At 68.7% G+C, this 23,113-nt stretch carries 17 protein-coding genes, 1 tRNA gene and 1 pseudogene; 12 read left to right on the top strand and 7 right to left on the bottom strand.

Features of this window, described 5'->3' with window-relative positions:
- The first annotated feature begins 55 nt into the window (after positions 1–55).
- Both gyrA and ACZ5MC_RS00380 read left to right on the top strand, forming a co-directional pair.
- A complete protein-coding gene (gene gyrA / locus ACZ5MC_RS00385) occupies positions 56–2,668 on the top strand; it encodes a DNA gyrase subunit A (protein ID WP_306598271.1) in 2,613 nt (870 codons plus the stop codon).
- A gap of 135 nt (positions 2,669–2,803) precedes the next feature.
- The gene (locus tag ACZ5MC_RS00380; RefSeq protein WP_306598270.1) at positions 2,804–2,935 is read left to right on the top strand and encodes a hypothetical protein; all 132 of its coding nucleotides are present in this window, start codon (positions 2,804–2,806) and stop codon (positions 2,933–2,935) included.
- A gap of 4 nt (positions 2,936–2,939) precedes the next feature.
- Here ACZ5MC_RS00380 and ACZ5MC_RS00375 read toward each other — a convergent pair whose 3' ends face one another.
- From ACZ5MC_RS00375 to ACZ5MC_RS00360, 4 genes are all read right to left on the bottom strand, one after another.
- Positions 2,940–4,757: a GGDEF domain-containing protein gene (locus tag ACZ5MC_RS00375; protein ID WP_464516821.1), complete on the bottom strand. Its 1,818-nt coding sequence runs from the start codon at positions 4,755–4,757 to the stop codon at positions 2,940–2,942.
- A gap of 305 nt (positions 4,758–5,062) precedes the next feature.
- Positions 5,063–5,500: a gamma-glutamylcyclotransferase family protein gene (locus ACZ5MC_RS00370; protein WP_464516820.1), complete on the bottom strand. Its 438-nt coding sequence runs from the start codon at positions 5,498–5,500 to the stop codon at positions 5,063–5,065.
- A 99-nt stretch (positions 5,501–5,599) separates the two neighbouring features.
- Positions 5,600–5,986: a response regulator gene (locus ACZ5MC_RS00365; RefSeq protein ID WP_306598267.1), complete on the bottom strand. Its 387-nt coding sequence runs from the start codon at positions 5,984–5,986 to the stop codon at positions 5,600–5,602.
- 18 nt (positions 5,987–6,004) lie between these two features.
- A complete protein-coding gene (locus ACZ5MC_RS00360; RefSeq protein WP_306598266.1) occupies positions 6,005–7,249 on the bottom strand; it encodes a serine hydroxymethyltransferase in 1,245 nt (414 codons plus the stop codon).
- Between the two features lie 98 nt (positions 7,250–7,347).
- Between ACZ5MC_RS00360 and purB the strand changes: the two genes are divergently transcribed.
- The 3 genes from purB to ACZ5MC_RS00345 are packed head-to-tail and all read left to right on the top strand — an operon-like array spanning position 7,348 to position 10,269.
- Positions 7,348–8,799: an adenylosuccinate lyase gene (gene purB, locus ACZ5MC_RS00355; RefSeq protein WP_306598265.1), complete on the top strand. Its 1,452-nt coding sequence runs from the start codon at positions 7,348–7,350 to the stop codon at positions 8,797–8,799.
- Between the two features lie 11 nt (positions 8,800–8,810).
- Positions 8,811–9,626 carry a hypothetical protein gene (locus tag ACZ5MC_RS00350; protein WP_306598264.1) on the top strand — a complete coding sequence of 272 codons (816 nt, stop codon included), beginning with the start codon at positions 8,811–8,813 and terminating at the stop codon, positions 9,624–9,626.
- 4 nt (positions 9,627–9,630) lie between these two features.
- A complete protein-coding gene (locus ACZ5MC_RS00345; protein WP_306598263.1) occupies positions 9,631–10,269 on the top strand; it encodes a 4Fe-4S dicluster domain-containing protein in 639 nt (212 codons plus the stop codon).
- Between the two features lie 16 nt (positions 10,270–10,285).
- On the opposite strand, the gene ACZ5MC_RS00340 is transcribed toward ACZ5MC_RS00345, so the two are convergent.
- Positions 10,286–11,755, bottom strand: coding sequence for a menaquinone biosynthesis decarboxylase (locus tag ACZ5MC_RS00340; RefSeq protein ID WP_464516819.1), 1,470 nt, complete (start codon positions 11,753–11,755; stop codon positions 10,286–10,288).
- Positions 11,756–11,843: 88 nt separating this feature from the next.
- On the opposite strand from ACZ5MC_RS00340, the gene ACZ5MC_RS00335 reads away from it, so the two are divergent.
- Complete coding sequence (locus ACZ5MC_RS00335; protein WP_306598261.1) at positions 11,844–12,386, top strand: glutathione peroxidase; 543 nt, start codon at positions 11,844–11,846, stop codon at positions 12,384–12,386.
- On the opposite strand, the gene ACZ5MC_RS00330 is transcribed toward ACZ5MC_RS00335, so the two are convergent.
- Together ACZ5MC_RS00330 and ACZ5MC_RS00325 are read right to left on the bottom strand one after the other, a co-directional pair.
- Positions 12,379–13,671, bottom strand: coding sequence for a thymidine phosphorylase (locus ACZ5MC_RS00330; RefSeq protein ID WP_306598260.1), 1,293 nt, complete (start codon positions 13,669–13,671; stop codon positions 12,379–12,381). The genes ACZ5MC_RS00335 and ACZ5MC_RS00330 overlap by 8 nt on opposite strands.
- Before the next feature lie 66 nt (positions 13,672–13,737).
- Positions 13,738–14,415 carry a hypothetical protein gene (locus ACZ5MC_RS00325; RefSeq protein ID WP_306598258.1) on the bottom strand — a complete coding sequence of 226 codons (678 nt, stop codon included), beginning with the start codon at positions 14,413–14,415 and terminating at the stop codon, positions 13,738–13,740.
- Positions 14,416–14,503: 88 nt separating this feature from the next.
- Here ACZ5MC_RS00325 and ACZ5MC_RS00320 point away from each other — a divergent pair.
- The 6 genes and pseudogenes from ACZ5MC_RS00320 to ACZ5MC_RS00295 all read left to right on the top strand — a co-directional run.
- Positions 14,504–14,579, top strand: a tRNA-Phe gene (locus tag ACZ5MC_RS00320).
- A 209-nt stretch (positions 14,580–14,788) separates the two neighbouring features.
- Positions 14,789–16,780 (top strand): hypothetical protein, encoded by a 1,992-nt coding sequence (locus ACZ5MC_RS00315; RefSeq protein WP_464516818.1) that lies wholly within the window; start codon positions 14,789–14,791, stop codon positions 16,778–16,780.
- Positions 16,777–18,717, top strand: a complete 1,941-nt coding sequence (locus tag ACZ5MC_RS00310) for a transglutaminase-like domain-containing protein (protein ID WP_464516817.1) — start codon at positions 16,777–16,779, stop codon at positions 18,715–18,717. Before ACZ5MC_RS00315 ends, ACZ5MC_RS00310 begins: the two co-directional genes overlap by 4 nt.
- Before the next feature lie 37 nt (positions 18,718–18,754).
- The gene (locus ACZ5MC_RS00305) at positions 18,755–20,011 is read left to right on the top strand and encodes a cation:proton antiporter (protein WP_306598254.1); all 1,257 of its coding nucleotides are present in this window, start codon (positions 18,755–18,757) and stop codon (positions 20,009–20,011) included.
- Between the two features lie 193 nt (positions 20,012–20,204).
- Positions 20,205–20,825, top strand: coding sequence for an acyltransferase (locus ACZ5MC_RS00300; protein ID WP_306598253.1), 621 nt, complete (start codon positions 20,205–20,207; stop codon positions 20,823–20,825).
- 57 nt (positions 20,826–20,882) lie between these two features.
- A pseudogene (locus tag ACZ5MC_RS00295) lies at positions 20,883–23,102 on the top strand (hybrid sensor histidine kinase/response regulator); the annotation flags it as partial.
- Between the last annotated feature and the right edge of the window lie 11 nt (positions 23,103–23,113).

Raw genomic sequence — 23,113 nt, 5'->3', positions numbered from 1 at the left:
CTTGAAAACCTTGCCTTTTTCGCACCTGTTCCACGTGGAACGAATGGAAGCCTGAATGACCCAGAACCAGCGAATCGAGCCCATCGAGATAGAAAAGGAAATGCGGAAGTCCTACCTGGATTACGCCATGAGCGTGATCGTGGGCCGGGCCCTCCCCGACGTGCGCGACGGCCTCAAGCCCGTGCACCGGCGCGTCCTGTACGCCATGAAGGAAGGCGGCAACGACTGGAACCGCGCCTACAAGAAGTCCGCCCGCACGGTGGGCGACGTGATGGGCAAGTACCATCCCCACGGGGACTCGGCCATCTACGACACCCTGGTGCGCATGGCCCAGCCCTTCTCCATGCGGCACGTGCTGGTGGACGGCCAGGGCAACTTCGGCTCCATCGACGGCGACAGCGCGGCCGCCATGCGCTACACCGAGGCCCGCCTCTCCCGGCTGGCCAACGAGATGATGTCGGACCTGGAACAGGACACCGTGGATTGGGGTCCCAACTACGACGACAGCATGGAGGAGCCCCTCAGCCTCCCCACCCGGTTCCCCAACCTGCTGGTGAACGGCAGCCAGGGCATCGCCGTGGGCATGGCCACCAGCATCCCGCCCCACAACCTGCGGGAGTGCTGCAACGCCCTCATCGCCCTCGTGGACGACCCCACCCTGGGCCTGGATGGCATCATGCAGTTCATCAAGGGCCCCGACTTCCCCGGGGGCGGCCTGATGCTGGGCACGGAGGGCGTCCTGGACGCCTACCGCACCGGGCGCGGGCGCTGCATCGTGCGGGCCAAGTCCCACGTCGAGCAGATCAAGCGCGCCGGCGACCGTGAACAGCTGGTCTTCACCGAGCTGCCCTACCAGGTGAACAAGGCCACCCTCCTGGAGAAGATCGCCGAACTGGTGCACGAGAAGAAGATCGACGGCATCAGCGACCTCCGGGACGAGAGCGACCGGGAAGGCATCCGCATGGTGGTGGAGCTCAAGAAGGGCGAGGCCAGCGACATCGTCCTCAACCAGCTCTACCAGCAGACCCCCCTGCAGAACTCCTTCCCCATCACCATGCTGTGCATCGTCAACGGCCAGCCCCGCATTCTCACCATCCGGGAAGTGCTCAAGGAGTTCATCGGGTTCCGCCGCGAGGTGGTCACCCGGCGGACCCTCTTCCAGCTGCGCAAGGCCGAGGAGCGGCACCACATCGTCATGGGCCTGCAGATCGCCCTGGACCACCTGGACGCGGTCATCAAGCTCATCCGCGCCGCCGCCTCCCCCGAGGAGGCCAAGCAGGGCCTCATGGACGGCGCCTTCGCCACCGCAGCGGCCATCAAGAAGAACCCTGGCCTCCAGCTTTCCGAACGCCAGGCCCAGGCCATCCTGGACATGCGCCTCCAGCGCCTCACCGGCCTGGAGCGGGAGAAGATCCTCGAGGAGCTTCGCGAGCTCGAACAGACCATCGCCGCCCTGAAAGCCATCCTGAACGACGACACCCTCCTCATGCAGGTCATCCGCGAGGAGTTCAAGAACGTCGCCGACCAGTTCGGCGACGACCGGCGCACCGAGATCTCGGCCTTCTCCGGCAACATCCGCATGGAGGACGTGGTTCCCGACGAGGAGATGGTCGTCACCATGTCCAAGGCGGGCTACATCAAGCGCACGGCCCTGGCCGCCTACCGGCGCCAGAAGCGGGGCGGCAAGGGCAAGCTGGGCATGAAGACCAAGGACGAGGATTTCGTCGAGCGGCTCTTCCTCACCAAGGCCCACGACACCCTCCTGGTGTACACGGACCGCGGCTACGCCTACGCCCTGAAAGTCTACGACCTGCCCGAGGCCGCCGCCTCCACCCGCGGCAAGCACATCAAGAACCTCATCTCCCTCAAGGACGACGAGAAGGTCGTGACCCTCATGGCCCTGCGGGAATTCCCGGAGGACAACCACCTCATCTTCGCCACCGCCGACGGCACCGTGAAGAAGACGAGCCTGAGCGCCTACGCCAACATCCGGTCCAACGGCCTCATCGCGCTCAACATCGAGGAGGGCAACAGCCTCGTGTCGGTGCGGGTCTCCAACGGCAGCCAGCAGATCCTGCTGATCAGCGCCCTGGGCAAGGCCATCCGCTTCCCCGAGGAGGACGTCCGCGCCATGGGCCGCACCGCCACCGGCGTCCGGGGCATGCGCCTGGGCACGGGCGACGCCATCGTGGACATGGAAGTCACGGATGCCCTGCCTGACCTGCCGGAAGGCGAGGTTCCCGACGAGAGCACCGCCAGCCATGGCATGCTCCTGACCGTCACCGAGAAGGGCTTCGGCAAGCGCAGCCTCCTGCAGGACTACCGGCTCCAGGGCCGGGGCGGGACGGGCGTGATCAACATCCGGGCGGGCGTCCGCAACGGCAAGGTGGTGGGTTCGGTCCTGGTGAAGGAGGGTGAAGGCTGCCTCCTCATCTCCCAGGAGGGCATGGTCATCCGGTTCAGCATCGACGGGGTGCGAAAGACCGGCCGCGCCGCCATGGGCGTCAAGCTCCTCACGCTTCCTTCCGATGCCGACCGCGTGGTTGGCCTGGCGAAGATCGATGCCAGCGCCCAGGCCCTGGACGACGAGGATGAGGGCGTGGAAGGCGAAAGCGGCCAGCCGGGCCCCGACGAGACCGGGGAACCCCAGAAGCTTGGCCTGGACTAGCAGGTCGGTCTGAACGCGGCGCGGGACGATCCTGGGGATCGTTCCGCGCCGCCGGTGCGTACGGCGCAAAATTCACGGCGAAAAAAGCCGGGCCGACCCATCCTTGGAGTGCAACCAGCGGGAAAGGAGGCTCCCGTGCACTTCCACCCGTCCTTCCACCCCTTCCAGAAGCATCCCGTGATCCCGGCCGCCTACGTCGCGAACCTCGTGCTGATCCTTCTGGGCATCCTGGTGGCCCTCGCCCTGGGCCCCCTGCGCATGGACTAGGCTTCTAGGAGGCCCAGGTGATCGCCTGGTCCTGGTGGCTTTCGGCCATGAGCACGCCCTTGGCCACGAGACCGGAGACATTGGGGTAGCCGGCCATGATCTCCTGCAGGGATTCGGGCGCGTCCACGGCCTCGTGCACGCCGACCCAGGTGTTGCGTCCCATGGATTTGGCCGCGTAGAGGCACTGGTCGGCAACCTCGGCCACCTTCTCCCAGGCCACCTTGGCGGGTTCCCGGCGGAAGAAGGGGTAGGAGGCGTATCCGATGGAGCAGGTCTTGTGGAGGTACCCGCCGTTGCCCAGGTCGAAGTTGAAGGCCTCCACCCGGGACCGGATGCGTTCGGCAACCAGGTGGGCGTCCGCCCTCGAGGTGTGCTTGGCCACCACGAAGAACTCCTCGCCACCCCAGCGAACCACCGTGTCCGAGTCCCGCATGGTCTGGGAGAGGATGCCGGCGAACTGCTTGAGGACATTGTCCCCGGCCACGTGGCCATGCTCATCGTTGACGGCCTTGAAATGGTCGATGTCGATCATGAGGAAGACCACGTCGATATTGGCCATCATCCGGTCCTTGCCGTTGCTGGCCTTGCCGAGCCTCTGCAGCCGGTTGACCTGGGCCAGGTCCTCGGCGATGCGGGTGGTGAGGTAGCGGCGGTTGGCAAGGGAGGTCAGGGGATCCCGGAGGCTCATGTCCGCCAAGGCTTTGTTCGCGGACTCCAGGCGGCGCCGGCTCAGCACCAGCACGCCGGCGATTCCGAAGCCCAGGACTCCCAGGGCGATCCACAGGAGGCGAAGGCGGGCCTGATTGCGGCGGTCCCGCTGGAGCGCCTGGATCTGGAGCTGCTGCTTGTCGCTTTCGAAGGCCGCACTGGCGTCGGCGATGTGCTTCTGGTCCTGGGACGCCTTGAGGGAGTCGGCCAGATTCTTGAATTCGACCTCGGTCTCATAGGCTCGCCGGTAGTCCCCGGCGAAAGCAAACTCCTCGGCAAGGTTGCCGGTGATCTCGGCGGAGTCGTTGATGGCCCCGGACGCCCGGAAATGGGCGAGGCCCTCCTGGATGGCCTTGAGCCCTTCGGCGCTGCTGCCCAGGCGATTGAGCGCGATGCCCCGGTTCACCTGGCATACGGCGATGGACCCTGGATCCTGGGCGGCGACTGCCAGCTTCATGGCCTCGTCGGCAAACTTCAGCGTCTTGCGATAGTCCTTCTTGCCCAAGTACACATCCGCCATGTTCACGGAGATGAGGAGCTGGGTGGCCGAGTCGCTGACCTGGCCGGCCAGTTCCGAAGCCGTGCGCATCTCGGCAAGTTGGCGGTCGGAGTCCCCCATGGAGCCGTAGGCGTTGGCGAGGGACAGATGGAAGGGGGCCTGCAGCCGGACATCACCCAGGGACTCCGCCTCGGCGATGGCAGCCCGGTGGGAAGCCACGGCCTCGTCGAAACGGCGCATGTAGACATAGAGGTAGCCCATGCGATCGAGGATCCGCGCCCTGCCTGCCCGGTCGTTAATGTCCTCGCTTGTCCGCTGGGCCTTCTGGAGGATCCGGATGGCCTCCGAAAGCCGGCCCAGGTTCCTGAGCGTGGTGGAGAGGTTCCGGTAGGCGCGCGCCAGGAGGCGGCCCATCTCCTGATCCCGGGGCGAGTTCGCACGGTAGGCCTCCAGGGCGGGGAGGAGGGCCTCGGCCGCGGCCTTGGATTCGGCGAGATGCTCCTGGGCCAGGAGCAGATTGGCGGCTTCCACCTCCAGCGTGAAATGGTCGCGTTGGTTGCCTGTTCGCCTCACGAGAACCCGGGAGCGCTCCACCGACGCGGCGGCTTTCTTCAATTCCTTGAGGACGATGGCGTCCCGGATCTGGCTCAGGAGGAACCAGGTCTCGGCCTCCGGATCCGGGTCCCGGGAAAGCAGGGCCAGGGCCTCTTCCTCCGCGGCCAGGGAGACCGAAGGGTGCGCGCGGTTGTCGGACTCAACCTTATTCTTTAGGTCAGTTATCTTACGTGAAGCCGGCGTGCCTTCCTGGGCGGCCAGGGGGGGGCCGGGAAGGACACAGACAAGGCCCGGAAGAAAGAGACTTCCAAGGACCGCGGACCTGAAATGCCGTGGATGCATAGATTCAATAATACTTGGAACCCTCAATCCCCAAGATATTCTTTCCAGTCCCCGGTGGTCAGCTCGACCCCTTCCCGTTCGAGGCGGGGCAGGCGGTCGGGAGGAAATACATAGACCCAGGCCCCATAGCGGTGCCCCGAGTCCAGCACCACGGGGAGCACGATGCGCTCGAAAAGACCGCCTTCCACATCCTCCAGCTGGTCCAGGTCATCGAGCGCGTTCGCCAGGGCCGCTTCGTCCTCGTAGCCTGCGAAGGCTCCCGCCACCCAGCCCGGGCCGGGCGGGGCCAGGGGCGGTTCCTCCAGGGGCACAACGGCCGGAAAGCCCGTGGGGGGGAGGTGGAAGAGCCTCCCCGGAACGTGGGCCCCGGTAAGGCCTTCGGGGTTCGTGCGCATCAGCCAGGCGTGGTTCCGGCCTCCCTCCCGGAGGGAGCCGTAGACGAAGATCCCATCGGCCTCCATCAGGAGCCGTGCCGAAAAAGCATGAACACCTCGACCTCACACGTACGACTCCCTGGACCCATGAGGGGCGGACGGTCCGTGGCATCTGCGCCCATTGGCCTAGCCCTCCGCGGCGAGGAGCCGGCGGACCTGTTCCAGAAGGTCCTTGCTGCGGTAGGGCTTGGCGAGAAAGGCCGTGGTGGGGGTGGCGCGGGTCAGCTCCGGCCGGGTGTCGGGGGAGAAGCCGCTGCTGATGAGGATCCGGGTCTTCGGGGCGGCCTGGAGGATCCGGTCCATCACCTGGAAGCCGTGGAGGCGGGGCATGACCAGATCCAGGATGACCAGATCGAAGCCTCCGGGCGATTCCAGGAACAGATCCAGGCCCGCCTGCCCATCCACCGCCTCGGACACGGTGTACCCCGAGTTCTCCAGGATCTCGCGCGCCATTTCCCTAATGAGTGGCTCGTCATCCACAACCAGGATCCGGCCTTTGGAAGGGCAAGACATGCAAGGTTCCCCTGAAGGCTATTCGGGAATGGGGAAAAGGCCGGTCTGTTCGAAGACTTCCTGACGGATCCGGGCCGTGGAGCCCTCTTCCGCCCGGAAGCGCAGGGCCATGTCGATCCAGCCGGCGATGCGTTCCATTTCAGGTTCCTTCATGCCCCGGGTCGTGACCGCCGGCGAGCCGATGCGGATGCCCGAGGGCTTGAGGGGGGGATTGGGGTCGAAGGGGATGCCGTTCTTGTTCACGGTGATGCCGGCCTTGTCCAGGGTCTGTTCGGCCTCGTTGCCCAGGATGCCCTGCTGGAAGACGTCCACCAGCATGAGGTGGTTGTCGGTGCCTCCGGAGACCACGCGCCAGCCCCGGGACATGAGGGACTTGGCGAGGGCCGCGGCGTTGCGCACGACCTGTTCCTGGTAGACCTTGAACTCGGGCTTGAGGGCCTCGCCCAGGGCCACGGCCTTGGCCGCCACCACGTGCATGAGGGGGCCGCCCTGCACGCCGGGGAAGAGGGCGCGGTCCAGGTCCTTGGCGAAGCGTTCCTTGCAGAGGACGAGGCCGCCGCGGGGGCCGCGCAGGGTCTTGTGGGTGGTGGTGGTGACGAAGTCGGCGAAGGGGACGGGGCTGGGGTGGTGCCCGGTGGCCACGAGGCCGGCGATGTGGGCCATATCGACCATCATCAGCGCGCCCACTTCATCCGCGATGGCGCGGAAGGCGGGGAAGTCGAAGGTGCGGGAGTAGGCGGAGGCCCCGACCACGATGAGCTTGGGCTTGTGCTCCAGGGCCAGGCGGCGGACCTCGTCCATGTCGACCTTCTCGGTCTCCCGGTCCACGTGGTAGCCGACGAACTTGTAGAGGATGCCGGAGCTGTTCAGGGGGTGGCCGTGGGTGAGGTGGCCGCCGTGGGCCAGGTCCAGGCCCAGCACGGTGTCGCCCGGCTTCAGGACGGAGAAGTACACCGCCATGTTGGCCTGGGCGCCGCTGTGGGGCTGCACGTTGGCGTGCTCGGCCCCGAAGAGCTGCTTGGCGCGGGTGCGGGCGAGCTCCTCGACGGTGTCGACGTTGACGCAGCCGCCGTAGTACCTGCGGCCAGGATAGCCCTCGGCGTACTTGTTGGTGAAGTGGCTGCCCATGGCCTGCATGACCGGCCGGGAAGCGTAGTTCTCGGAGGCGATGAGCTCCAGATGATGGCGCTGGCGCTGGACTTCAAGCTCCAGGGCCTGGAAGATGGCAGGGTCCGCAACGCGCAGGGCCTCGTACATGGGCATGGCAACACCTCATAGGTTTCCGACAGAAATCTTCTCACAAGAAGGGCATAAAAGCGCGTTCCCGTCCGATCTGCCAAAATGAAAGGGAAAGGTGGCCCATGCCCATTCTGCCCCCCAGCGATGCCAGCGAACTGGAAAGCTTCGAACACCCCCTCGCGTCCCGGTACGCCTCCAAGGCCATGGTGCGGCTGCTTTCGCCCCTGTACCGCATGCGCGTGTGGCGCCGCCTGTGGATCGCCCTCGCTGAGAGCGAGGCGGAGCTGGGGCTCCCCGTGACGCAGGCCCAGATCGCGGAGATGAGGGCCACCCAGGACGCGGTGGACCTGGATGCGGTCGCCCGTTTCGAAGCGTCGCTCCGGCACGATGTGATGGCAGCCATCCACGCCTGGGGCGAGCAGGCGCCCGCAGCCCGGCCCATCATCCACCTGGGGGCCACCAGCTGCTTCGTCACGGACAACGGCGACCTGCTCATCGCCCAGGAGGCCTTGCGCCTGATCCGGCGGCGCCTGCAGGACGTCATCGCGTGCCTGCGGGACTTCGCGGCGACCTGGCAGGACCAGGCCTGCCTCGGCTTCACGCACTTCCAACCGGCCCAGCCAACGACCGTGGGCAAGCGCGCCACGCTGTGGATCCAGGACCTGCTCCTGGATCTGGAGGATCTGGATCACGTGCTGCGCACCACGCCGGTGCGGGGCCTCAAGGGCGTCACCGGCACCCAGGCCAGCTTCCTGGAGCTCTTCGACGGCGACGGGGCCAAGGTGGAGGCCCTGGAGGCGAGGTTCTGCGAGAAGGTGGGCTGCGGATCCATCCCCGTTTCCGGCCAGACCGCCACCCGCAAGCTGGAGGACCGCATCGGGCAGGTGCTCTGCGGCATCGCGGCCTCGGCCTCCAAGTTCGGCTGCGACCTGCGGCTCCTTCAGCACCTGAAGGAGGTGGAGGAGCCTTTCGAGAAGAGCCAGATCGGTTCCAGCGCCATGCCCTACAAGCGCAATCCCATGCGCAGCGAGCGCATCGTGAGCCTGGCGCGCTTCGTCACCGGGCTCATGCCCAGTTCGTACCAGACCACCTCCACCCAGTGGATGGAGCGCACCCTGGACGACTCCGCCCACCGGCGCCTCACCCTCAGCCAGGGGCTCCTGGCCGTGGACGCCATCCTGGTGCTGCTGCGCAACGTGGCCACCGGCCTGGTGGTCTACCCCCGCATGATCGAGGCCCGGCTGCAGTCGGAACTGCCGTTCATGGCGGCGGAGCTACTCCTCATGGAAGGGGTGAAGCGGGGCGGCGACCGGCAGGACCTCCATGAGCGCTTCCGGGTGGCTTCCATGGAAGCCGGCAGGCGCATCAAGGAGGAAGGGCAGCCCAATACGCTTCTCCGGTTGCTGGCGGAGGATCCTGCGTGGAACATGAATGAATCGGAACTGACGGGCCTCCTGGATGCCCGCCGTTTCACGGGCCGCGCCGGGGAGCAGGTGCGCGCCTTCCTGGCCCGGGACGTGGCCGCCGCCCTGGCGGATCACATGCCCGCCGATGCCGCTTCCGTACGTGTCTAGAAAGGTCTTTCATGCTTAAGATTGCCGTTGTCGGCGCCGGCGCCCTCCTGGGGCGGGAGCTGGTGGATACCCTCGAGGCGAGGGACTGTTCGGTGCTGCCGCTCTCCCATGGGCCCACCACCGTCGAGGAGGAACTGGGAGACGTCGTCATCTTCGCGCCCAGTCCCGCCCTCCTGGAGGAGATCGAGCTCGTCATCCTCGCGGAGACGCCCCTGCCGGAGATCCTGGAAGGCTTCAAGGGCCGCATCCTGGATCTGCGTCCGGATGCGGAGGCGTCCCTGGAGCCCATGCCCCTGAACGGGCCCTGGCCCAAGGGGAAGCTCGCCCTGCGCAACCGCCCGGCGGTGGAGCAGGTGCTGGCCACCCTCCCCCGGCTGGTGGGCGGCATCGGCGAGGTGGGGGGCACCCACCTGCGGTCCGTGGCCTTCCAGGGCGACAGGGGCCTGGACGGTCTCCTGGAGCAGACCATGGCCGTGCTCAAGGGGGAGGATCCCAGCATCGAGAAGCTGGGCTACCGCGCCGCCTTCGAAGTGATCCCGCAGTTCCCCCGGGGGCGGTTCGTGGAGGTGCGGGTGCCGGCCTTCCACGGCGATCTCCTGGTGCTGCACCTGACGGCCGCTCCCGGCGGCGCGCTCACGCAGCTGGAGGCGCCCCAGGGCGTCACCTGGTCGGACCACCCGCCTTCCTCCCGGGAAGTGTCCATCACGCCCGAGCTCCTGGCCCACCTGAGCCTTTCGGACGAGGGGCGCGCGGGCGTGCTCACCCTGGGCTTCGACCCCATCCTGTGGGGGACGCTCATGCCCGTGCTGCGTCTCCTCGAGCTCTAGGACCATGGCCAAGCACCTGGACGAACCGCATGACCGGGGGGACTTCTTCAAGTCCCTGGGCACCCTCATGGCCGGCTTCGTGGCCATGCGGGTGGAGGATGCCGTGACGGGGGCCGGGCCCTCCCTGCTGCGTCCCCCGGGGGCCCTGGACGAGTTCGATTTCCTGCTGGCCTGCACCCGGTGCGACAAGTGCATCGAGGCCTGCCCGCAGGATTCCATCCTGAAGGCCGGGCCCCAGACGGCCCTGGCCACGGGGACCCCCTACATCCTCACCCGCAACATGCCGTGCTTCCTGTGCACCTCCCTGCCCTGCATCACCGCCTGCCCCGAGGGTGCCCTGGTTTGGCCCAAGCGGAAGGTGGGCGACCAGGTCCTGGAGGGCCCCCCGGCCGTGAAGATGGGCACCGCCCGGGTCAAGCCGCGCCTGTGCCTGACCTACGAGCGCGAAGGGGAGGCGAGCCAGCCCTGCACCACCTGCGTGGACCGCTGCCCCTACCCGGGGGTGGCCATCCGCATGGGGGAGGCCAAGGAGGGCGCCCTGCCCCACCCTGAGGTCGTACCGGACTTCTGCACGGGGTGCGGACTCTGCTCCTTCGGGTGCCCCACCCCCGAACCCGCCATCGTGGTGGACGCCCGGGAGTGATGTTCCACGTGGAACGCTAGGAGACTCCGTACTCGGACCAGCGCCGGGCGATCCGTTCCAGGATCGCGTCCGGGAACACCAGGTCCCGGGGCCACTCCCGTTGGAAGTTGTCCAGCTTCAGGCTCTTGCGGGTGGCGTCGACGCCCACCTTGCTGCCGAAGGCGAAGCGGTCGCTGCTGTGGTCCAGCACGTCCAGGGGGCCGTCCGTGAAGAGCAGGTCCCGGCGGGGGTCCACGTTGCTGGTGATGCGGAAGAGGACCTCGTTGGCGTCATGGGGGTCGATGTCGGCATCGACCACCACAATGCCCTTGGTGAACATCATCTGGCCCGTGCCCCAGATGGCGTTCATGACCTTCTGGGCGTGGCCGGGATACTCCTTGCGGATGGCCACGATGGCCAGGTTGTGGAAGCCGCCGGCGGGGGGCAGGTGCATGTCCACCACTTCGGGGAGCACCATCTTCAGCAAAGGTAGGAAGATGCGTTCCGTCGCAAAGCCCAGGTAGGCGTCCTCCTGGGGGGGGCGGCCCACGATGGTGGCCGGGTACACGGGGTTCTTGCGGTGGGTGATGGCTTCCACGTGCAGCACGGGGTAGTCGTCGGCCAGCGAGTAGTAGCCGGTGTGGTCCCCGAAGGGGCCTTCGCGGCGCAGCTCGGCGGGATCGACCCAGCCCTCGATGACGATCTCGGAGTCCGCGGGCACCTCCATGTCGTTGGAGACGCAGCGGACCATCTCCACGCCCTCGCCCCGCAGGAAGCCGGTGAACATGATCTCCGAGAGGAAGGGCGGCAGGGGCGCGGTGGCCGCGTAGGACAGGGCGGGATCGCCGCCCAGGCTCACGGCCACGGGCATGCGCTCCCCGGGGGCGTAGCCGTGGCGCGCGCGGGCGCCGTCATGGTGGAGCTGGGTGTGGAAGCCCAGGGTGTGGTCGTCGTAGACCTGGAGGCGGTACATGCCCATGTTGCGCAGGCCGCTCTTGTGGCGGGTGTGGCTCAGGCCGAGGGTGATGAAGGGGCCGCCGTCCTCGGGCCAGGTGGTGAGCACCGGGAGCCGCGAAAGGCGGGCCTCCTCGCCGCGCCACACGACCTCCTGGCAGGCTGCCCTGCGCACGGTCTTGGGCATCCAGGCGCCCACCTCGGCCAGCACCGGGAGCTTGGCGAGCTTGTCCAGGAAGCTCGCGCCGGGCTTGGGCATGGCTTCCTGGATGAGCTTCTCGATGCGCGCGGCCACGGCGTCCAGGCCCCTGGGGTCCCCGTCCACGCCCAGGGCCATCTCCATTCGGCGCAGGCTGCCGAAGACGTTCATGGCCACGGGCATGGTGGCGCCCTTGATGTTCTCGAAGAGGAGCCCCTTCCCGCCTCCGGGGCTCTTGCTGACCCGGTCCGCGATGGCGCCGGCCTCCAGGTGGGGGTCGACTTCGGCGCGGATCCGCGCGAGTTCGCCGCGCGCGTCCAGCCGGGTCAGGAAGCTCTGGAAGTCCAGGGACATGATGCACCTCATCCACCAGTTTCCACGGAAACGGCGGAAGGCGGTAACGCGGGAGGGGCCGGGGGCGTCACATAGGGGTGGAGAACCCATGCACAAGCTTGCGGCACCCCTGATCTGCGTGGCCTTGGCGGCCGGCGCCCCCTCCCAAGGAAAGGCACCCATGTCCCTCTTCGAGTACACCGTCGCCGGCCTGGACGGCAAACCCATGGATCTCGCGGCCCTCAAGGGCAAGGTGGTGCTGGCCGTGAACGTCGCCAGCGAGTGCGGCTTCACGCCCCAGTACGCGGGCCTGGAGAAGCTCCACGAAGCCTACCGGTCCCGGGGCTTCACCGTCGTGGGCTTTCCCTGCAACCAGTTCGGAGGCCAGGAACCGGGGAGCGCGGAGGCCATCCAGGCCTTCTGCACCACGAAGTTCCACGTCACCTTCCCCATGGCGGCGAAGGTGGAGGTGAAGGGGGCCGGGAAGGCGCCCGTGTACGCGTTCCTGACCGAGGGCTTCGGGGAGCCCAAGTGGAATTTCCACAAGTACCTGGTGGGGAAGGACGGGAAGGTGCTCAAGGCCTTCCCCAGCCAGGTGGAGCCGGACAGCCCGGAACTGAAGGCGGCGGTGGAAGCGGCTCTAGCTAAATAGTTTCCAAAAGCCAGGGGGCCTTGGCCACGGGCGCGGCCTGGATGTCGATCCAGCCGGCGGGCAGCGGGTTCCCGGTCTTGCCGTTGTGGTGAAGGGTGAGGATCTTCATGCCCTTCTCGACCTTGTCGCCCACGTTGGCGTGCACCTCGATGCCGATCCCCAGATCCAGCACGTCGTCCTTGGAGGAGCGCCCGCCGCCCATCTCCATGGCCTTGATGCCCAGGCTGCGGCTGTCCATGGCGTGGATGTAGCCGGTGGTCTCGGCCAGGATGTCCACGCTGTGGGCGGCACCGGGCAGGAGGCTGAAGTCGTCCAGGGCCTTGGGGTTCCCGCCGTTGGCGGCGACCCACGTGCGGTAGGTGGCCATGGCCCGGCCGGATGCGATGCTGTCGGCCACGAGGGCCTCGGCCGCGGCGAGGTCGGCGGCGGCGCCGCCCAGGATCAGCATCTCGGCGGCGAGGCGGAAGCTCATCTTCGCCAGGTCGGACCCGGCGTGCATCCCCTTGAGGATCTCCACGGACTCGATCACCTCCATGGCGTTGCCGATGGCGCGGCCCAGGGGTTCCTCCATGCGGGTGATGAGGGCCTTGATCTTCATGCCGTGGGCCTGGCCGACGGCGACCATGCTCTGGGCCAGGGTGCGGGCGTCGTCCAGCGTCTTCATGAAGGCGCCGCCGCCGCACTTCACGTCCAGCACCAGGGCGTCGGAGCCGCCGGCGAGCTTCTTGGACATGATGCTGGCGGTGATGAGGGGAATGGACTCCACGGTGGCGGTGACGTCGCGCAGGGCGTAGAGCTTGCGGTCCGCGGGGGTGATGTCGCCGGTCTGGGCGCTGTTGGCGAAGCCCGTGTCGCGCAGGCTCTGCCGGAACTCGTCCTGGCTCAGCTCCACCTTGAGGCCGGGGATGGCCGCGTACTTGTCCACGGTGCCGCCGGTGTGGCCCAGGCCGCGGCCGCTGAACATGGCGCAGGGAATGCCGCAGGAGGCCACGATGGGGCCGAGGATCAAGGTCGTCTTGTCGCCCACGCCGCCGGTGGAGTGCTTGTCCACCTTCACGCCGGGCACCGAGGCGAGGTTCACCTTGTCGCCGGAGTCCCGCATGCCCAGGGTGAGGGCGAGGGTCTCCTCCACGTCCATGCCGCGCCAGCAGATGGCCATGAGGAGGGCCGCGCTCTGCTCGTCGGGCACGGTGCCGCGGGCGGCGCCTTCCACCCAATAGGCGATCTGCTCGGGGCTGAGCTTCCCGCCGGTCTTCTTCGTGTAGATGAGATCGTACATTCTCATGGCTGGTACCTCCGCGCGGGGACCGGGACCCGGTCCGCCGGGCCCCCTCCCCCGATTCGAATGGGCCTAGACGCCCTGGAGCATGCGCTCCACGGCGGGGTCGGCCTGGGTCTTGAAACGGGCCTTGTAGTCCGCGAAATCCTTGAGGGCCTGGGTGCGGTCGCCCTTGAGACGGTCCGCGTCCAGGAGGGTCGTCCAGAAAACGGGCGCCCAGGACTGGTCAGGATCGGCGTCCTTCCGGAGCGCGCCCAGGGTGGCCAGGGCTTCGGCGCCCTGCCCCATGGCGACCTGTTTCTGGGCCAGGCGCAGCTTGCCCCAGGCGTCCCCGGCCACGGCCGGGATTTCGCCCTTGCCATCCAGCTGGAGCTTCCAGGACGCCAGGATGCCCTCGGTGGTGGCCTTCTCGGAGCCCGGGGCATTGCGCGCCAGGGCCTCCAGCTGCGGCAGCTTCTCCCGCATGCGCTTCTCGACCTCGGCCGCGGGGACCGGCTCCGTGCTGTCGCCCGAGACCTCGAGCTGGAGATTGGCCAGCTCGCTCTCGTGCCGCTCGATGCCCGCCGCGCGCCAGTACCTGAACCCGAACACCACGACCCCGAGGCCAAGCACGACGCCCGCCGTGATGAGCATGGGCCTGAGCAGGCCGGTCTGGATGTCCTCGCCCGACGCGACCTTCTTCTGGAAGGCCTGCAGGCTCTGGGCCGGCTTCTGGACCTGGATGACCTTGTTTTTGCTATTGGCAGCCATGGAAGACACTCCGAACATTCAAGCATGCCCGACCAGCGCAGGTTTCGCACTTGAAAACTCGGGGGGGCCTGATACGATGGAACGCTAGGCCCGGATAGCTCAGTTGGTAGAGCAATGGACTGAAAATCCATGTGTCGGCGGTTCAAATCCGTCTCCGGGCACCAAACGAATCAAGGATGTGAAAAGGCCCTCGAGAGGGCCTTTCGCTTTTCCCGCGTGGGGGGCCAAAGGTGGCCTATTGAGGCTGTCCTGGAACTCGAAGGGGTTTTTCCTCTTCATCGACGCCATGGTCGCGCTGCGCCCGGAATAGCTTTACGGCCAAACGGTAGGGATGGGAAACTTGTCGATAATCCCAACCCGATCCGAGGCTCTGATGAAACGGACTGCCCTTCTGTTCCTCTCCTTCCTTGCCCTGCCGCTGGCGGGGGCGAGATGGGCACCGATCCCCAACGAAACCTGGGCCATGAAGGGCGATCCGGCCCTGGTGGCGGGGGGGGCCGTCATCCTGGAGCGCAAGCTCGATTTCCAGCCCAACTACCTCGAGCAGACGATCCGGGTGCGGATCCTCAGCCAGGCGGGGATGGCCGCGGTGGAATTCACGGATCTGCCGCCGGATCTCCTCTCGCTCGAGGGCCAGGTTACGCAGCCGGACGGGAAGGTGCAGGCCATCGGCAGGCGGGAGGACTTCCTGGTGCGCAAGGTGGTTTCCACCGTGGACGGGTCGGTGAACGAAGGGGTGCTGATCCCTCCGGGAGTGACGGCGGACTGCGTGGTGGAGGTGCGCTGGCGCGAGGCCACGGAACGGGGAAAGGCGGAACTGAGCCGGATGTCCCTCCAGGACAAGGGGACGCTGCCCGTGCGTTGCGGAGATTTCCATTTCTGGAGCCTGGGTTCCGCATACCCCACGAAGGTGGCCATGGTGCAGCGCGCCAAGGAGATCGGGTGGCCCTTCCTGTTCTTCTCGACAAGCGGGTATGACATGGTGGAGGGCTCGGGGTCCATGGGGTCGACCTACCTGTTCCGGAACCTGCCGGCCCTGCCCCAGGCGCCCTTCTCCCTGGAGGTGCACCGCCCGGTGCCCAAGGTGCTCTTCTACCGGCCCATCGACGGCCTGGCCTACCTGGCCAAGGGGCCGGCGGTGGAGTACTGGCAGAAGGTCGTGGACCTCGCCTACAAGCACTGGTTCCTGGAGAAGGTGGCCAAGGGGGAGGCCTACCGCGCGTTCTCGGCCGAGGTCCGCAAGGACCTGACGGGCGGGCCCCGGGAGCGGGCCCGGCTCATCGCCGAGCGCCTTTCCAGGCGGATGGTGAACCTCGACCAGCTGCTGTACGACGAAAAGCCCGATCCCTTGGCCCGGCACGCGGTGGACGAGGCGGGGGTCTCGAACCTGAACTACGCGGCCAAGACGGGGTTCGTGAACGACGGCGGCATGGTGAAGGTCCTGTTCCATGTGCTGCTGGACGAGGGGCTCCAGCCCAAGGTGGCCATGGTGGCCGACCGGAGGCAGTGGGTGGTCAATCCCGAAGTGCGCACGCCGTACCAGTTCACCCACTACCTGCTGGGGGTGGAGGAGCCCGGGCAGCCGGTCCTGTGGCTGGATCCCCTGGGCCGGATGGTGCCGCCTGGCGAGGTGCCCTACTACTACCAGGGCACCAAGGCGCTGACCTTCGACGGGGTCACCTGGAAGGCCGGATTCCAGGAGATCCGGTTCGCCCCGGCGAGCTCCAACGGGCGGACCTTCACCTACCAGGTGGACCTGACGGAGGAGGTTGCCAGGGTCCGGGTGGAGGCGGCCTTCACGGGGGCCTCCGCCCTCCTGGCGCGCAGGACGCTGGGCAAGCAGTCGCCGACCCAGCGGGAAGCGTGGTTCAAGGGGACCCTGGAGAAGGGCGGGCTGACGGTGTCACGGGCGGAAGTGGCCCATGCCCTGGATGTGACCCGGCCCCTGGCCTGCACTGCCGAGGCCACCCTGCCGGTGGAGCCGGGGCGGATCCTCAAGGTGAACCCCTTCCCGGGGATGGACGCGGCGCTGTACCTCCCCGCTTCGCTGCCTGCGCAGCGGATGGATCCCATCATCCTGCCCTACCTGGGCATCCAGGAGGCCCAGAGCACGGTCAAGGTGCCCCGGGGCTACATCCTGGCGGCCCCCGTCGTTCGCATCAAGTCCACCCAGTGGGGCACGGTCACGCTGGAGGTGCGCCAGGACCCGGACAGCGGGGACCTCACGGCGCGCATGAAGGCCAGCACCCTCTCCGCGTACAACCTTCCCGCCGCCTACGGGTCCCTCAAGGACTACCTGCAGGCGGTGCGGGCGGTGGTCTACCCGGAGATCACCCTGGAGAAGTCGGCGGAAGCCGCGAAATGAGGGCCCTGGGCCTGGTCGCGCTCTGCCTTTTCCAGGCCGCCGCGGCGGTTCCGGATCTGGGCCGGCTGCCGGGCTGGGCCCAGGCCCCGGCCCGGGAGGCGGCCCTGGAGACGCCGCCTGCGGGGGCCGAGGCCTGGGTGCTCCTGTCGCGCCGGGAACTGGCCTACGCGGGGAACGGGGAGGTGCGCATCCGGGAGTTCCGCCTGGTGAAGATCCTCCGGGGCCGGGGGCTGGAGGAGGCGGGCTTCGTGCGGCGGGGGCTGCTGGAGGGCGCCTCGCGGATCCGGGAGTTGAAGGGCTGGAACCTCAGGCCGGACGGCGAGCTGGTGAAGCTGGAAGGTCGCGACAAGGCCACCTTCGGGGATACGGCGGAGGCCTCCTTCGACCGCAGGACGGCCCAGGTGGCCCAGCTGCGCCGGGCCACCGAGGGCAGCCTGGTGGCCTTCGAGGTGGAGGAGGCGTTCACCTCCCTGAAGGATCCGTGGACCTGCCCGGTGATGGAGACCCACCCCGTAAGACGCTGGGAGCTCGAGGCCTCCGCCGGCGACGGGGTCGGGATCCAGGTGCGCAGGCTGCGCTTCCAGCCCTGGCTTCCGGCCGGGCAGGGCGGCGCCGCGGTGCGGGTGGCCCAGGTGCCGGCCCAGCCCCTGGCCGAGCCGGCCAGCCCCTTCCCCCACCGCCAGTTGCCGGCGGTGGAGGTGCGCTTCCTCGACCCGCGCTGGGCGGGCACGGGGATCCTGGCCTCCTGGGACAGCCTGGCGGGCTGGTACCAGGGGATCTTCGCTCCCAAGGTGCTGCCCGTGCCCGGCGCGGGTCCGGGGCTGGCGGGGCTCCAGGCCATCTGGAGGCGGCTGGGGCGGGATCTGGTTTACAAGCAGGTCTATCTTTCCCCGGAGCGCTCCAACGTCCCGGAGACCTCGGTGGAGGTGGCGCGCAAGGGTTACGGCGACTGCAAGGACCTGACCTGCCTCTACCTGGCCCAGGCCCGGGCGGCGGGGTTCGAGGGGTTTCCCGTGCTGGCGCGCATGCAGGTGGGACCCGTGCTGGACGCTGAGATCGCGGGGCCCGCGCGGGACACCTTCGACCACGTGGTTGCGGCGCTGCGCCTGGAGACGCCGCTGGGCCTGGAGGCGGAGGTGGTCACCCCCAAAGGGCGGTTCCTGCTGGTGGACCCCACGGATCCCTTTACGCCCCTGGGGCGGCTGGGGCCGGCGCACCGGGACGGAAAGCTTCTCATCTGCCTGCCAGGGGGCGGCCAGTGGGCTGCCGTGCCGGCCGGTGCGGTGATGGCGGGAGCCGTGACCGTCACGCTCAAGGGAACCGTGGACGCCTCGGGCGGGCTCGCGGGCGAGGCCCGGCTCCTGGAGACCGGAGGCCTCTGGGGGCTCCGGAGCCGGGCCCAGGCCCTGACCCGCGCGGATTTCCGGGCGTACGTGGAGGCGGAGGTCCTGGACCAGGCCATCAACGGGAAGGTCGAGGTCCTTGAGCTGGGGGATCCCCTGGACCTGGAGCGGCCCTTCGGCGTCACCCTCAAGCTCTCGGGCCCGGGGGCGCTTGGGCAGCAAGGTTCGGCGTGGGTGCTGCGCACACCCCTGGGACTGCCGGGACTGCCTCCGGCCTTCGCGCCGGCGGGGAGGAAGCGCCAGCTTCCGGTGGTGTCCCGGCGCACAGGCACGGTCGTGCTGGACGCGACCCTGGAGCTGCCGGCGGCGGTCCGCCCCATCCTGGCCGAGGCCGCGGGGGAGACGAGCTTCCGGGTCCTCTCCTGGAAGGCGGCCCTGGAGCCGGACGGCCGCGTCCTGCGGCTCCGGGTGGAGGAACGGCGGAAGGATGCCTTCTTCGGGCCAGACGAGCTCGGGGCGGCGGAGGCGGCCTGGCGGAAGGACCGCGCCCTGGTGCGCTCCCTCCTGGAGGATGGGATGGCGTTCCGGCCCTGAATGGTAGGATGGGAAATTCCTGCACAGGGGGGGTCCAATGGTGCTCGCGATGCTGGTGAACGATCCTTTCGCGGGGACCCTGGCCCTCCTGGCGCTCATCTGGGTCGCTGCCAAGCTGGGAGGCGAGGTGGCGGTGCGGGTGGGGTTACCGTCCGTTGCGGGCGAGCTGTCGGCGGGGCTTGTTCTGGCGGCGGTTCACCAGGTCCTGCCGGCCTTTCCGGACGTGGCGGCCTCCCCGGGCGCGGAAGTGCTGGCCAACCTGGGTGTGATCCTGCTGATGTTCGCGGTGGGGCTGGAGTCCACGGTGTCCCAGATGATGAAGGTGGGGGCGGCTTCGCTGCGGGTGGCCTCGCTGGGGGTGGTCCTGCCCATGGCGGCTGGGCTCCTCGGGGCCAAGTTCCTGTTGCCGGCCGGGACGCCCTTCGTGGTGGACCTGTTCATCGGGGCCTGCCTCTGCGCCACCAGCATCGGCATCAGCGTGCAGGTGCTGCGGGAGCAGGGGGCGGCGCGGTCGAAGGAGGGACGCGTCATCGTGGGAGCGGCGGTCATCGACGATGTGCTGGGCCTCCTGGTGCTGGTGGCGGTGAGCGGGCTGGTGGCGGCTTCGGAAGGGGGCGGCTCCCTGCCCTGGGGCCGTCTGGGGCGGACGCTGGGGCTGGCCCTGGTCTTCCTGATTGGGGCCCTGACCCTGGGGCGCTGGGTCACGCCGCATCTGTTCAGGCTTGCCAGCCGGCTGCGCAGCGAACAGGTCCTGTTGCCCCTGGGACTGGCCTTCGCCTTCTTCCTGGCCTGGCTCAGCGGGCTGGCGGGGCTGGCGCCCATCGTGGGCGCCTACGCGGCAGGCTTGATCCTGGAGCCCGCGAACGTGGAACTGCTGGAGGAGCGGGAGGCCCACTCGCTGGAATCCCTGCTCCACCCCCTGGTCATGGTCATGGCGCCCATCTTCTTCGTGCTCATGGGGGCGCGGGTGGACGTGCGGGCGCTGGCGGCGCCGTCCACCCTGCTGTTCGCGGGGGTGCTGGGGGCGCTTGGAATCGCCGGGAAGTATGTTGCAGGCTACGTGGCCGGGGGCGGGTTGCGGGCTTCGGTGGTGGGCTGGGGGATGGTGCCCCGCGGAGAGGTGGGCCTGATCTTCGTGGCGGTGGGGGCCCAGAGCCAGTTCCATGGCGCCCCCCTGCTCTCCCCTGCGGTGCAGGCGGGGATCGTGGGAGCGATCCTCCTGACGACCGTGGCGGGTCCCATGGCGCTTGGGCGGGTGCTCCGGCGAGGAGGTCCCGCCGGGATTCAGGACTGACCCTGAAGGCCGAGCGGGACTGGAGGGGGGGCGCTCCCCCAGGTAGCCTGCACGGTCCCACCCCGGTGGCGTCCGTCCCCTTCCGCGGGGTTTCCCCCGGCCGTGCACCTTCCGCATCCGCCGCCAGGGACCCGTCTCCCGCTAGAATCTGGGTGCCGCGCCGGGAAAAGGTTCCGGACGGGATGGAGAACCGATGGACGTCGATCTGGCGCGTTACCGGGACCAGCACAAGCTCAGGCTGTCCTGGATGCCCTGGCTGTACTTCGCCCTGAAGGACCGCCACCGGACCTGGGCCCTGGCCTGGCAGGAGGAGGTGCAGGCGCGGCTGAGGGACCAGGAGACGGTGGAGATCGGCCCGGGATGCTTCGTGGCGCCGGAGGCGCGGATCTTCGGGGAGCCGGGGCGGGCGGTGGTGCTGGGGGCGGGGTGCTCGGTGGCGGCGGACGCCTTCCTGCACGGGCCCATCACCCTGGGCCCCGACGTCTCCGTCAATGCCCGGGCCTCGCTGGACGGGGGGGCCAAGGGGATCACCGTCGGAGAGGGGACCCGCATCGCCTCCGGCGCGGCGCTCTACGCCTTCGACCACGGGCTGGATCCCGGCCGGCCCGTGCGGGAGCAGCCGGTGAGGTCGGTGGGCATCCAGGTGGGCAGGGACGTGTGGATCGGGGCCAACGCCGGGGTCACGGACGGGGTTTCCATCGGAGACCACGCCGTGGTGGCCATGGGGGCGGTGGTGACCCGGGACGTGCCGGCCTGGGCCATCGTGGGGGGGGTGCCGGCCCGGGTCGTCGGGGACCGGAGAAATAATCGGTAATATTTCCAACCTCTCCTATTTATACTGCCTCAGAAACGCAGGTGGCCGGGGAGGACGATGATCGAGCGCAAGGACGCCAACCGGGGAGCGCTGGAGGAGGGCCTCCTCCGCGACGTGCTGGAGAGTCTCCCGAACCCGGTCTTCTTCAAGGACCGGGAAGGCGTCTACGTCGGGTGCAACCGGGCCATGGAGCTCTACGTGGGCAGGTCCCGGGAGGAGATCCTGGGGCGGAGGGTCCGGGACCTGGTGCCCGCGGAGGAGGCGCGGCTCATCGAGGCCCGGGACGAGGAGCTGTTCCGGACCGGGGGCCGGCAGGTGTACACCGCCGACATCCGGAGGCAGGACGGCGAGGTGCGCCACATCCTCTTCAGCAAGGCGCTGTGGATCGGGCCGGAAGGGGAGGTCGCCGGATCCGTGTGCCAGTGCCAGGACATCACGGACTACCAGCGCATGGAGACGGCGCACCGGGAGAGCGAGGCCCGCATGCGGGCCCTCCTGGATGGGCTCCAGGAGCGGGAGGCGCAGTTCCGGGCGCTGTTCCTGGCCGACAACGGCATCAAGCTGCTGCTGGCGCCGGAGGGCGGCTGGATCCTGGACGCCAACCCGGCCGCGGAGGCCTTCCTGGGCTACGATCTCGCCACCCTGCGCACCATGTGCATCTCCCAGTTCAACGGCATGGAGGAGCCCCGGCTCACCGAGGAGATGGCTCACATCGTCCTGATGGGGGGGGAGAAGGTCCAGCGCACCTACCGCCTGGCCTCCGGGGAGACCCGGGAGGTGGAGGTGTACGCCGCCCCGGTGGAGGTGAAGGGCAAGACCTACCTGTGGGCGACCCTGCACGACATCACCGAGGGCGTGGCGGCGGAGGCGGACCTGAAGGCCACGGAGGGGCGCCTGGCCTCCCTGGCGGAATCGGTCGAGGTGATCGTGTTCCGCTTCGGCCTGGACGGGGCCTGCATGTACGTCAACAGCCACTATGAGCGCATGACGGGCCTGTCCGCGGCCCTGGTGCTCAGCCGGAAGTGGGCCAAGGTCATCCATCCCGAGGACCGGGAGCGGATCCTGGAGGGCTGGAAGGCGGCGCGCAAGTTCAAGCAGGTGCACGAGACGGAGTTCCGGCTGCTGAACACGAAGGGGCAGGAGCTCTGGGTGCTGGGCAGGACCTCGCCGGAGCGGGACGCCAGCGGGGACGTGGTGAGCTACCTCACCACCTGCACCGACATCAGCCGGTTCCGCCGGGCGGAGGAGGCGCTAAGGCAAACGGCCAAGCAGGAGAGCCTCGGGCTCCTGGCTGGGAACATCTCCAATGATTTCAACAATATCCTTCAAGGCGTCTGGACCAGCCTGGATCTGCTGGAGTCCAGCTCCGGGGACCCGGCGAAGGCCGCCCAGGCCCTGGCATGGGCCCGCGGGTCCCTGGTGAAGGCCAAGCGCATCACCCAGTTCATCCAGCAGTACAGCGGCAAGGGCGCCAGCGCGCCGGTGCCGGTGGACCTGGGGGCGCGGGTCCTGGAGATCGCCGGGAACCTGGCCACGCCGGGCATCCGCCTGGAAGCGGCGGCCGCCCCGGGGCTGCCCAGGGTGGTGCTGGACCCCGACCAGCTGGCCCACTGCGTGAAGGCGATGGTGGTCAACGCCGTGGAGGCGATGGGGGACCACAAGGGCAGCATCCGCGTCCTGGCGCGGCGGCCCGGGACCTTCAACCCGGCCGACGGCGTGTGGATCCTCCACCCGCCGCCCGGCGCGTGCGTGGAGCTGGTGGTGGAGAACGACGGGCCCGGCATCCTGCGGGAGGAGCTGCACCGGATCTTCGACCCCTACTTCACCACCAAGGAGGCCGGGCGGGGCCTGGGCCTCTCCTCGGTGCTGGGCATCGCCCGGGCGCACCGCGCGGGGCTGTGGGTGGAGAGCATGCCCGACTCCGGGGTGCGCATCCGCATCCTCTGGTCCGTGGGCGGCCGGGCGGTGGCGGACCTGGCCCCCATCCAGGGGGGCCCCGGGGCCATCCTCGTGGTGGACGACGACCCCGAGGTGCTCCGGGTGGTGTCCCGGCTGCTGGAGGAGATGACGGGGCGCGCGGTGCTCCTGGCCTCGGGCGGGGAGGAGGCCGTGGAGGCCATCCGCAGCGCCGGGGACGGGGTGAGCGTGGTGCTCATGGACGCCAATATGCCGGGCATGGACGGGACGACGGCGTTCCGGCTGATCCGGGAGCTGCGTCCGGGCATGCCCGGGCTCCTGTTCTCGGGCTGCGACCCGGAGCAGGGCCAGGAGCTGGCCCGCACCTACGG

The organism is Mesoterricola sp. JemC181 (genome assembly GCF_055384585.1).
The sequence above is the reverse complement of the archived record's forward strand: the minus strand, read 5'-3'. Positions and strand labels throughout refer to the sequence as shown.

Bases quoted from the DNA above. Each gene is read 5' to 3' on its own strand.
- gyrA (WP_306598271.1), top strand. From the start codon at position 56: ATGACCCAGAACCAGCGAATCGAGCCCATCGAGATAGAAAAGGAAATG.
- ACZ5MC_RS00370 (WP_464516820.1), bottom strand. From the start codon at position 5,500: ATGGAGGCCGATGGGATCTTCGTCTACGGCTCCCTCCGGGAGGGAGGC.
- ACZ5MC_RS00365 (WP_306598267.1), bottom strand. From the start codon at position 5,986: ATGTCTTGCCCTTCCAAAGGCCGGATCCTGGTTGTGGATGACGAGCCA.
- ACZ5MC_RS00360 (WP_306598266.1), bottom strand. From the start codon at position 7,249: ATGCCCATGTACGAGGCCCTGCGCGTTGCGGACCCTGCCATCTTCCAG.
- purB (WP_306598265.1), top strand. From the start codon at position 7,348: ATGCCCATTCTGCCCCCCAGCGATGCCAGCGAACTGGAAAGCTTCGAA.
- ACZ5MC_RS00350 (WP_306598264.1), top strand. From the start codon at position 8,811: ATGCTTAAGATTGCCGTTGTCGGCGCCGGCGCCCTCCTGGGGCGGGAG.
- ACZ5MC_RS00345 (WP_306598263.1), top strand. From the start codon at position 9,631: ATGGCCAAGCACCTGGACGAACCGCATGACCGGGGGGACTTCTTCAAG.
- ACZ5MC_RS00340 (WP_464516819.1), bottom strand. From the start codon at position 11,755: ATGTCCCTGGACTTCCAGAGCTTCCTGACCCGGCTGGACGCGCGCGGC.
- ACZ5MC_RS00335 (WP_306598261.1), top strand. From the start codon at position 11,844: ATGCACAAGCTTGCGGCACCCCTGATCTGCGTGGCCTTGGCGGCCGGC.
- ACZ5MC_RS00330 (WP_306598260.1), bottom strand. From the start codon at position 13,671: ATGAGAATGTACGATCTCATCTACACGAAGAAGACCGGCGGGAAGCTC.
- ACZ5MC_RS00325 (WP_306598258.1), bottom strand. From the start codon at position 14,415: ATGGCTGCCAATAGCAAAAACAAGGTCATCCAGGTCCAGAAGCCGGCC.
- ACZ5MC_RS00315 (WP_464516818.1), top strand. From the start codon at position 14,789: ATGAAACGGACTGCCCTTCTGTTCCTCTCCTTCCTTGCCCTGCCGCTG.
- ACZ5MC_RS00310 (WP_464516817.1), top strand. From the start codon at position 16,777: ATGAGGGCCCTGGGCCTGGTCGCGCTCTGCCTTTTCCAGGCCGCCGCG.
- ACZ5MC_RS00305 (WP_306598254.1), top strand. From the start codon at position 18,755: ATGGTGCTCGCGATGCTGGTGAACGATCCTTTCGCGGGGACCCTGGCC.
- ACZ5MC_RS00300 (WP_306598253.1), top strand. From the start codon at position 20,205: ATGGACGTCGATCTGGCGCGTTACCGGGACCAGCACAAGCTCAGGCTG.